This is a genomic window from Stenotrophomonas sp. STEN225 (assembly GCF_056756445.1).
In genome coordinates, this window is sequence record NZ_JBRRBV010000039.1 from 1 (window position 1) to 1,636 (window position 1,636).

The 1,636-nt window shown below is 64.9% G+C and carries 1 protein-coding gene; it reads right to left on the reverse strand.

Annotated features, from left to right (window positions below; all coding sequences use genetic code 11):
- Positions 1-1,344 (reverse strand): cache domain-containing protein (locus tag ACVOJ1_RS18940; RefSeq protein ID WP_346480777.1); only part of this gene is annotated, 1,344 nt, incomplete at its 3' end.
- Between the last annotated feature and the right edge of the window lie 292 nt (positions 1,345-1,636).

Here is a 1,636-nt window from a genome sequence, read left to right on the forward strand (position 1 = left end):
CAGCTGGGTGACGGTGGCATTGGCATCGTCACGCATCCGTGCGAACACGCCGTTGAACTGCCCGTCCATGCGCGCGGTGAGGTCCCCGGCAGCGATCGACTGCAGCAGCTGTGACAGCTTGCCGAGGTTCTCATCGCTGACTGCCATCATCGCGTTGAGGTTTTCCAGCATGGTGCGGAAATCGTGATCGAAGCGCTGTGCGTCGCCGCGACGGCTGAAGTCACCGGCAGCGGCGGCGCCGGCCAGCTGCTTGATCTCGGCATTGATGCGGCCGAGGTTGTCCTTGACGGTATCGACGGCGTGGGTCATCGCCGCCTTCTCGCCCGGGTAGCGGGCGATATCACGGCTCAGATCGCCGATGGCGTATTGCTGGACGACATCGAGCACATCATGAAGGGTCTGCACGTGGCCCCCGACCAGCGCATTGGTCTCCTGCACCATCAGCCCATACTCGCCGGGGAATGCGCTGGCATCGATGCGGTAGCTGAGTTCACCGGCGTCGTGGCGACGTGCCATCTCGCGTTGGCCACCGATCACGGCGTGCAGCTGCCGCTGCATGGCGGACATCGCATCCAGCAGGCGGCCGGGCTCGTCATGCGGCTGCGGGCCGATATGGCTGTCCAGTCTGCCAGCGGCGATGCCTTCGGCCACGGCCGTAGCCTGCTTCAACGGTACCGCGATGCGGTTGCCGATCAGCCAGCTCAAGGCCAGCACGATCAGAACCACCACGCCACCGGAGATCGCCATGATCGTGGTGAACACCAGGGCCTGCTTCTGCACGTCGTCCGTGTAGACGCCACTGCTGATGACCCAGTTCCACGGCGCGAACAGCCCGGCATAGGCGATCTTGCCGACGGTGCCTTCGCTGCCGGGCTTGGCCCAGCGGTAGTCGACGAAGCCGCCCCCGGCCTTGGCTGCCTCGACCTGCTGGTAATAGATGCGCACCCCTTCATCGGTGCGGAAATCCTTCATGTCCTTGCCGACCAGGTCCTTGCGGAACGGGTGCATGAGTACCCGGTAGCCGGTGTCGTAGACGTTGTAGTAGTAGGTGTCGTTCTCGGCACGCATCCTCTCCAGCGCCTGCAGGGCGGCGGCCTTGGCTGCCTCTTCGCTGAGCTCGCCGGTACCGGCCAGGCGGTGGTAGTGCTGGACAATGCCGTAACTCAGTTCGACCTGGGTCTTCAGCGAGGTCTTGCGCGTTTCAGTCAGGTCGAGGTACTGCATGCGGGCGGCGATCACCGACAGCGCGACCACGCCCAGCGCGATGAGCAGCGTGAGCAGATTGAGCTTGCGCCGGACGGAGAGATTGCTGAAGTAGTGTTGCCAGCGATGCATGAGGTTCATCGAGCAGGACCAGTTTGAAGCAGGCGGGCGGCGCCGAGCCGGCCACGGCGGAATACACCATGACACCCCCGTTATCGGCCGCGGGCGCGCGGGATTGAGGTGGAGTGCCGGAACGCATTCAGGTTTCCTTGCAGCGGCGGCTGCGGCGCTGCCTGCGGCAGGCTTTTGAAGCGACGGCAACGGCAACGGCAACGGCAACGGCAGGTCATGGCGATGGGGTGTCATGGATTGGCCGGGTCGGGGTGGGCAGGCAGGACACGCCGTGAACCCATCCATGGGGGCTCGATGGCGC